We start from the raw sequence: 8,573 nt of genomic DNA, 5'->3' as shown, positions 1-8,573 counted from the left end.
GTGAATGCTCACCCCAACTCACCAGCTAAACAACTCACCAGTTAAGCAATTAAACAAATTCAATCATTCTCTCATTCTATCCTTCAATCATTAATTATCGAATGAGCGAGTTTTGAATGAGTGAATGCTCACCTCAACTCACCAGCTAAACATCTCACCAATTCAACAATTAATCATTACTTACCATACATCAATTCCGCTTCCAAACCTGCGCTGTACTTTTGTGTTATAAATATTAAACATCTCAAAAACAAAAAGATATGGCAACTACAAAATGGACATTAGATCCAACCCACAGTGAATTACAATTTAAAGTAAAACATTTAATGATCACTACTGTAACTGGTAGCTTAAAATCATTTTCAGCTGAATTATCTTCAAATGGCGACGATTTTGAAAATGCAGAAATTTCTTTCAAAGGAGATATTGGTTCTATCGACACCGGAAATACCGATCGTGACAACCACTTAAAAAGCGGAGATTTTTTTGATGCAGAGAAATTTGCGCACATTGAATTTAAATCTTCATCTGTAGAAAAAGATGGTGATGATTATACAGTAAAAGGAAACCTTACCATAAAAGGAGAAACTAAACCCGTTAAATTAACAGCCGAATTTGGTGGTATTGCAACAGATCCTTGGGGAAATACTAAAGCTGGTTTTACTTTAAGCGGAAAAATTAACCGTACAGATTTTGGTTTAACCTGGAATGCGGCTTTAGAAACTGGCGGTGTAATGGTAAGTGAAGAAGTTCGCCTTTTAGGTGAGTTACAGTTTGTAAAACAAGCTTAATTCTCTTTCAAACACAGCCTGCAGTTCAGCGGGCTGAATTAAATTTTCCATGGAGGTAATATGGAAACCAATATAAAAGAAGTATTAAATGTATTGAAAGCTCCTGCACCACATATGGTTGGTGATGGCTTTCGGGTGCACAATTTTTTCCCTAGCGGATATCAGGTTAATATGGATCCATTTTTCTTAATGGACTATGGCTCTAAAATTGAGTTTTCTGCCAGGAAAGAACCACGTGGTGTTGGCATTCATCCCCATCGTGGTTTTGAAACCGTTACTATTGCTTATCATGGCGCGGTGGCTCACCACGACAGTTCGGGGAATAGTGGTGTAATTTATCCAGGTGATGTACAATGGATGACCGCAGCAAGTGGCATTTTACACAAGGAGTACCATGAAAAAAACTATAGCTTAACGGGCGGACCATTCCAAATGATCCAACTTTGGGTAAATCTGCCAGCAAAAGATAAATTGAGTAAGCCGAATTACCAGGCCATTAAGCAGTCGGAGATGCCTGTTTTTAATTTAACTGATGATGGCGGCCGTATCGAAATTATTGCTGGTAATTACCGGGGCCTGACAGGTGCAGCAAGTACATTTACACCCATCGAGGTGTACAATGCAAGATTAAACACTGGTGCTCAGGCCAACTTTAATTTCCCGAAACAGTACAACACTGGCTTTATGGTAGTAGAAGGTAGCATCCGCATTAACGGAAAGGATACAGCGCCTGTAGACAGCTTTGTTTATTTTACCCATGAGGGAGAAGAAATTCAAGTAGAAGCTTTAGAAAACAGCATTGTATTAATATTAAGTGGAGCGCCAATTAATGAGCCAATTAGCCAATATGGCCCTTTTTTAATGAATACCGAAGAGGAAATCCAGCAGGCTATTGAAGATTACAATCAAGGCAAATTTGGATATCTGGAAGAGTAATTAGGTTTATCAATTATATTTTGAACCGGCCCGTCTTTGGATGCGTCGGTTTTTTTACTTTTTAGCTTTCGTAATTTCGGCTTTTAATTTCTCTTCAAATAGTATGGTTTTAGCTTTTACTTCCGGTAATTCATCACTTAAAGAGAAGTTTGCTGTTGCGTAAATAATCTTCCCATCCTGCCCAACTAAAACATTTGTAGGGAAGCCATGGTTGATATTCAGATTGCTGATTTCGGCTTGAGTTAAGCACACCACCTCATATTGATAGCCTGCCTTTTGCTGAAACTTCCTTGCATTTAATACGGGATCATTTGTGATCGCAATAAAACGAATGCCCTTTCCTCCATATTTCGATACCAACTGGTTCAGAATAGGCATTTCCTTGATACATGGCGGACATTTTTCGAACCAAAAGTTAATTAATACAATCTGATCTTTCAGGCTCTTGCTTGTAAAAGGTAATGCCTTAATTGTTTTTCCCTTGAAATCTGGCAATTTCTTTCCCGTTAAATCTTCGAAGAAGGTTTCTTGCGTAGCCCATTTAACAGGAGCCGTTTGCGCCTTTAAACTCAAAGCATAAATAAAGAGCGCGAATGCAAAAAGGTATTTTCTCATGCTACAAAGCAAACAAAAAAGTCCTGCTTTGCAGCAAGACTTCTCTATTTGGTTTATTAATTTTATTTGAATGTTACAGAACCATATTCTGCTTTAATGTTCAGATTACCTCCACTACCGTTACCAATCTTCCCTGAATATCTTTTCGTTTCATCATCTTTACTCACGAGATTAGCAGTTACATTACCGCCATATTTAAAGCCTGAATAGGTATTATTGACACTGAAATTTCCGCTATAACCATTTCCAAATCCAAAACCTGCACTAACGTATTCGGCATTAAAAGTAAAATTCTTACAGGCAGGAGCTATATCGTCGATAGAAATTTTATTATACTCCATATCAATATTGGCATCGCCGTTTAAAGCTCCTATCGCCACATTGGTATATTCTGTTTTTAAAGAGAGCTTCCCTACACTGGCCAAGGCTAAATTTCCATAAGACTGCTTAATTACCGTGTTACCTTTGATACTGTTGATATTTACCTTCGCATATTCGCTATTGAGCAATAAATTCCCCAGAATGCTTCCAACCGTTAAACCTCCTCCATACTGAACCTTAATATCTGCCGATCTCCTGATGGTATTGATATTTACAGCCACATATTCAGCATCAACAGCAAGGGTACCTGCAGTACCAATACTTACACCCGCACCATATTCATGTTTCACTGTAGCCGTATTTATTTCCTGGATGGTTGCTTTGCCGTATTGAACATTGATGTAATTATTTGCATTGCTTAAATTACCAGCATTCAGGTTTCCGTATTGTACTTTTAGTGACGTTGGGCCAGAGAAATTACCCATATCCACGTTCCCATATTGCTGCAATACCGTTAAGGGATTCACCGCAGGCATATAAAGAATGTAGCTTACCTTTAATTCTCTTCTCCAGGTAGTAACCCCATTTTTAATCTTTCGGCCATACCTTCCATCGCGGCCACCCATTATTGTTTTGATAGAAACTACATCACCCACCTTATTGGCATCAATGCTAACCTCATCAATAAGCTTCTGCGCATCACTGTCAGAATTACTGTAGGCTTTAATTTCAATATCAACCTTAACCTCTTTCCTATCCCAGGTTTTAATGGTAATGGCACCGTATTGATTATTCAGATTGACTTTATCGTTATGATCAACGCTAAAACTCTTACTGAAAGATTTCGTTCTTTCGGCATCACTACCTACCTGTTCTGTTTGCTGTACCTGCTGAGCAGCTACATGAGCTGAACTTACGGTAACCGTGTTTACGGCATATTTTTCTGAGGGGCTATTATTTTCAATAACCGTTTGCTGAGCGTTTGTATTTACGGCGATTAAAGCCATAAAGGCCAAAAAATATCCTGTCGTTTTCATGTGTTATACTATTATGCTCATTCAAATCCTAAAACCCGCCGACTGGTTCATCCATTTAAATGTGGTGAGCGTTGATCGCAAACTTATTTTGCAATTTTGTTTCTTTTAAATTTGATTCACTCTTTTATAATCATCAACCTGATTGATGATTAATAACTGTTGTTTAAGCAACCTCAGCTGTATTTTTCTATTTTCAATCATGGCATTTACCACCAGGGTTTGATTGGGTGTTTTAGGAAGCTCCTCTTTCAGTCGTTCATAATCATCATCCAATTTCTTTAGGTCTGCGGTGAATTTTTTATATAAATCCGGATTCGCAGAAGCAAAAATGGCCAGGCTATCCCGCTTTTCTGTGATCAATCCTGCATAGTGTACCTCCTTTTTTGCGTAAGCCTCGTTAACGTCTGCAATGTTTACGTCGTTGCCATTTAATCTTCCTAAGTAAAGCCAGCTGATGCCCAAAACCACAACGATAGCGGCCGCGGCACTCATCCATAAATATAGCTTTACAGGCTTTTTTTTCTTTTTAACCTCGAGCTCCTTTTCAATTTTGGCCCAAAGCCCCGCCGAGGGCTCCATCACATCAAATGCCCGACGGTTTTCTTTTACAAATGTTTCTAATCTATTATTCATCTCTCATCCCTTTCTGTTCTAAAATGCTTCTGAGCTTTTTCTTCGCCCTCATGTATTGTGTTCTGCTGGTATTCTCACTAATCTTCAAAATATGGGCAATCTCTTCATGATCATAGCCTTCTAAAAGATACAAACTCAACACCACCCGATAACCGTCAGGAAGTTCTGTAATTGCTCTTCTAATTTCTTCTGCCTGCAGCTGTACTTCGTATTCATCTGCACCCACTTCATCTGCAAGCTCTCCCAGCTCATCTGTTCCAACAAACTCAAACTTACGCTTCCTCAGGTAGTTGATTGATTTGTTAATCACAATCTGTTTCAACCACAGGCCGAAGGTCGTTTCCTGTCTAAAATCAACAATCCTGGTAAACGCATCCAGAAAAGATTCCTGCAATACGTCTTCCGCCTCTTCTTCGTAGTTTAAAATGCGCAGGGCCACATTATACATCGCCTTCGCATACAGTTTATACAATTCAAACTGCGCTGCCCGGCTTCCCTGCATGCACGCTCTTACTAGTTCTAGGTTTTTATCTACGTAGACGGTTTCCAAAATTTTGATGATTCTGATTATAAGACAAGGGAGATTTTGAAACGTTGCATTAAGGTAGAAAAAAGTTTTTAAGTTATTGGTGGCAAGTTATAAGTCTGGTTTCCATCTCTCTTAGTAACAAAATGAAAAGATTGTTTCCATCGAAACGCTACAAGCCAAAATCTGAATAGCAACCTGTAATTTGCTTTATGGTTAATTTTTCACATGCTTCTGCCAAATTAAGTTTATGGAAAAAGAAAGCTCCTATCATCATAAATTTGAATTCGCAAAACAAAATTCTAACTTCATACCATGGAAACTGATTTAATTATAGCCGCGATAGATAAGATACATCAAAAAGCCAATCAAGCTTTAGTGCATAAAGATGCGAATGATTTTGTAAGCCATTTTGACGATAGCCTAAACTATACCGATGCAGCTGGAGCTTCACTTTCTAAAAAACAACTCCTCACGTCATTAGAACGCTCTTTTAGAAATATCAAATCCTATCAAACCAGCCATTACCGCATTAAATCGACAGAAGAGGACGGTATTTTTACCGAGAAGATTGCCCGAAAATCTATTTTAATTAAACCGAACCTGTTGCTTTTTTCTAAAAAGCACACCATCCAAACGGAAGAAATCAATCATTGGAAAAACATCAATGGCGATTGGAAAATTATCGCTGTTGAAATCGTTTTAGAAGAGAAATATTAATTCCCTTCATTTTTTGACCTATATCAAAGTTTAGTTTTTAAAAGCACTGCAATTTTGCATCAGTTAAAAATATAAACTTAAAAAATGAAGAAAGAACACTTTAAATATCTCAACACCTTGTTTGTGGTGATTCCTATGACACTTATTATGGCATTTGTTGGGCTAATGCGCAACTATGGCTTTGGCGAAGACTGGTTCTTCAAATTTTTGAAAGCCTGGAGTGTAATGCTACCGGTGTCGTACTTATCTGCGTTTATTATTATTCCTATTGCCAGAAAGTTAGCCGAAAAGGTTACTGTAAAACCCTAAATCTTTAATTTTGGGTAAAATTGAATTGATGCACAAACAGCTTTCGGTATATATTAAAGAGAAAATCGATATCAGTGATGAAGATTTGAAAAAAGCATTGTCCTATTTCAAATCCTTAAAAGCTAAAAAAAATGAGTTATTGATTAGTCCTGGGGAAACGAACCAACGGATCTTTTTTATTCTGAAAGGATGTTTGCGTATTTTTTTCCTGAATGAAGGCGGTACAGAAGCTACCCGCCTTTTTGCCTTTGAAAATCAATTTGCCACCGCACTGGTTAGCTTTATAACCAATCAGGAGTCGCTGGAATTTGTTCAGGCAGTAGAATCTACTGAACTGCTTTACATTAACCAAAGCGACTTTTATCGCCTGCTTGAAATTATTCCCCAATGGGAAAAATTTTACAGAAGCTACCTGGAGTATGCCTATGTAACCAATACTAACCGGTTAATGTCGTTCAATACCCTTGACGCCGTACAACGGTACAGAGAATTGCTTAACAAAAACCCTACAGTGGTAAAGCGACTGCCGAACAAAATGGTGGCCTCCTATCTAAACATCTCACAAGAAACCTTAAGCAGATTAAAATCAAAGGTATAGGTTGCTAAAACATTCACCTTAAACGAGATTGCTGCTCATTTGCCTGCACCTAAATTTATTTGGCGAAAATTCCTTAAATCTTCCTTTCTAAACTTTAAAACAAAATCGGTATTTTTGCCGCTCAAATTAGAATTACAAATATGTTAAGAACAGTAACTTGCGGTGCATTAAGCCTACAAAATTTAGGTGATAGTGTAACCTTGTGTGGTTGGGTGCAGAAATCAAGAGATTTAGGAGGCATGACATTCATTGATGTTCGTGATCGCTACGGCATTACACAATTGGTTTTTAACATGGACGATAATCGCGAATTATGTGAAAGTGCTCGTGGTTTAGGCCGTGAATTTGTAATCAAGGCCACTGGAACTGTTGTAGAACGCAGTAATAAGAACCTTAAAATTCCTACGGGAGAGGTTGAAATTAAAGTTTCGGCTTTAGAGATTCTAAATGCGGCCAAACTTCCACCTTTCATGATTGAAGATGAAACCGATGGTGGTGATGAGCTTCGCATGAAATACCGTTACCTGGATTTACGCCGTAATCCGGTTCGTAACAACCTGATTTTACGTCATAAAATAGCACAATCTGTGCGCAGATACTTAGATGGCTTAGATTTCATCGAGGTGGAAACTCCTGTACTGATCAAATCGACACCAGAAGGAGCAAGAGATTTCGTGGTACCTAGCCGAATGAACGAAGGCGAATTTTACGCTTTACCTCAATCGCCGCAAACCTTTAAACAGTTGTTAATGGTTTCGGGCTTTGACCGTTATTTTCAAATTGTAAAATGCTTTAGAGATGAAGACTTAAGAGCTGACCGTCAGCCTGAATTTACACAGATTGACTGTGAGATGTCTTTCATTGAACAAGAAGATATATTGAACACTTTTGAAGGCTTAATCCGTACTTTATTTAAAGAAGTTCGTGATTATGACTTGCCTGCTGTTCCACGTATGCAGTACGCTGATGCCATGCGTTTATATGGATCTGATAAGCCGGATACCCGATTCGACATGCAATTTGTAGAGCTTAATGATTTAGTAAAAGGTAAAGGCTTCCCTGTGTTTGACAATGCAGAACTGGTAGTTGGTATTAATGCCAAAGGTGCTGCAAGCTATACCCGCAAACAACTAGATGAATTAACAGACTTTATTAAACGCCCGCAAATTGGCGCTACAGGCTTAATTTATGCCCGTCATAATGATGATGGAACCATTAAATCATCTGTTGATAAATTTTTTAACGAGGAAGATTTGAAACAATGGAGCGAAGCTTTCCAAACGGAGAAGGGCGATTTATTGTTAATCTTGGCTGGAAACACTGATAAAGTACGTAAGCAACTAAACGAACTGCGTTTAGAAATGGGTAACCGCTTAGGTTTGCGTGATAAAAATAAATTCTCTGCGCTGTGGGTACTAGATTTCCCATTATTAGAGTGGGATGAAGAAACTGAGCGTTACCATGCCATGCACCATCCATTTACTTCACCTAAACCTGAAGATATCTCCTTGTTAGATACTAAACCGGGAGAAGTGCGTGCAAATGCTTACGATATGGTTATTAATGGGACTGAAATAGGCGGTGGATCAATTCGTATTCACGATAGAGCTTTACAGGCATTAATGTTTAAGCACTTAGGTTTTAGCGCAGAAGAAGCCCAAAAACAGTTTGGCTTCTTAATGGATGCTTTTGAATTCGGTGCTCCACCTCATGGCGGTATTGCCTTCGGTTTCGATCGTTTAACCTCTATTTTTGCTGGTTTAGATTCTATCCGTGATGTGATTGCTTTCCCTAAAAATAATTCAGGAAGAGATGTCATGATTGATAGCCCTAGCACTATTGATGAGAAACAGTTAAAAGAATTAAAAATAAAGACAGATTTGTAATCAAACCATAATCTGGCCTTCAAGTTTTTCTACGGGGTTGGTGTTTCCACCAACCCTTTTTTGTTGGCTTTCCATTTTACATTCTTAATCGTCATCCTGAACCTTTGGCCGTCATGCTCCCCCAGGCAGGAAAATTAATGCTTTGATTGGATTAGCTTGTTTTGCTTAAGCATTACACTGATAACTCTAGGCCCTGAAGAT

General features: G+C 38.4%; 10 protein-coding genes. 6 read left to right on the top strand and 4 right to left on the bottom strand.

Annotated features, from left to right (window positions below):
- The first annotated feature begins 260 nt into the window (after positions 1–260).
- Positions 261–791: a YceI family protein gene (locus BMX11_RS01415; RefSeq protein WP_090880226.1), complete on the top strand. Its 531-nt coding sequence runs from the start codon at positions 261–263 to the stop codon at positions 789–791.
- Positions 792–851: 60 nt separating this feature from the next.
- Positions 852–1,727, top strand: a complete 876-nt coding sequence (locus BMX11_RS01410; protein WP_090880222.1) for a pirin family protein — start codon at positions 852–854, stop codon at positions 1,725–1,727.
- A gap of 54 nt (positions 1,728–1,781) precedes the next feature.
- Here BMX11_RS01410 and BMX11_RS01405 read toward each other — a convergent pair whose 3' ends face one another.
- From BMX11_RS01405 to BMX11_RS01390, 4 genes are all read right to left on the bottom strand, one after another.
- The gene (locus BMX11_RS01405) at positions 1,782–2,342 is read right to left on the bottom strand and encodes a TlpA family protein disulfide reductase (protein WP_090880219.1); all 561 of its coding nucleotides are present in this window, start codon (positions 2,340–2,342) and stop codon (positions 1,782–1,784) included.
- A gap of 62 nt (positions 2,343–2,404) precedes the next feature.
- Positions 2,405–3,700: a hypothetical protein gene (locus tag BMX11_RS01400; RefSeq protein ID WP_245738551.1), complete on the bottom strand. Its 1,296-nt coding sequence runs from the start codon at positions 3,698–3,700 to the stop codon at positions 2,405–2,407.
- Positions 3,701–3,805: 105 nt separating this feature from the next.
- Positions 3,806–4,333: a hypothetical protein gene (locus BMX11_RS01395; protein ID WP_245738550.1), complete on the bottom strand. Its 528-nt coding sequence runs from the start codon at positions 4,331–4,333 to the stop codon at positions 3,806–3,808.
- Positions 4,326–4,883 carry an RNA polymerase sigma factor gene (locus BMX11_RS01390; protein ID WP_262502410.1) on the bottom strand — a complete coding sequence of 186 codons (558 nt, stop codon included), beginning with the start codon at positions 4,881–4,883 and terminating at the stop codon, positions 4,326–4,328. Before BMX11_RS01390 ends, BMX11_RS01395 begins: the two co-directional genes overlap by 8 nt.
- 291 nt (positions 4,884–5,174) lie before the next feature.
- On the opposite strand from BMX11_RS01390, the gene BMX11_RS01385 reads away from it, so the two are divergent.
- From BMX11_RS01385 to aspS, 4 genes are all read left to right on the top strand, one after another.
- Positions 5,175–5,579, top strand: coding sequence for a nuclear transport factor 2 family protein (locus tag BMX11_RS01385; RefSeq protein ID WP_090880213.1), 405 nt, complete (start codon positions 5,175–5,177; stop codon positions 5,577–5,579).
- A gap of 84 nt (positions 5,580–5,663) precedes the next feature.
- Positions 5,664–5,888: a DUF2798 domain-containing protein gene (locus BMX11_RS01380; protein ID WP_090880209.1), complete on the top strand. Its 225-nt coding sequence runs from the start codon at positions 5,664–5,666 to the stop codon at positions 5,886–5,888.
- Positions 5,889–5,916: 28 nt separating this feature from the next.
- Positions 5,917–6,486, top strand: coding sequence for a Crp/Fnr family transcriptional regulator (locus BMX11_RS01375; RefSeq protein WP_090880206.1), 570 nt, complete (start codon positions 5,917–5,919; stop codon positions 6,484–6,486).
- A 140-nt stretch (positions 6,487–6,626) separates the two neighbouring features.
- Complete coding sequence (gene aspS / locus BMX11_RS01370; RefSeq protein ID WP_090880202.1) at positions 6,627–8,372, top strand: aspartate--tRNA ligase; 1,746 nt, start codon at positions 6,627–6,629, stop codon at positions 8,370–8,372.
- Positions 8,373–8,573 lie beyond the last annotated feature (201 nt).

It is taken from the genome of Pedobacter rhizosphaerae, from assembly GCF_900111155.1.
In the GTDB taxonomy this organism is placed as follows: Bacteria; Bacteroidota; Bacteroidia; order Sphingobacteriales; family Sphingobacteriaceae; genus Pedobacter; species Pedobacter rhizosphaerae.
Note: the sequence above shows the minus strand (reverse complement) of the source record. Positions and strands in the feature narration are given on the sequence as shown.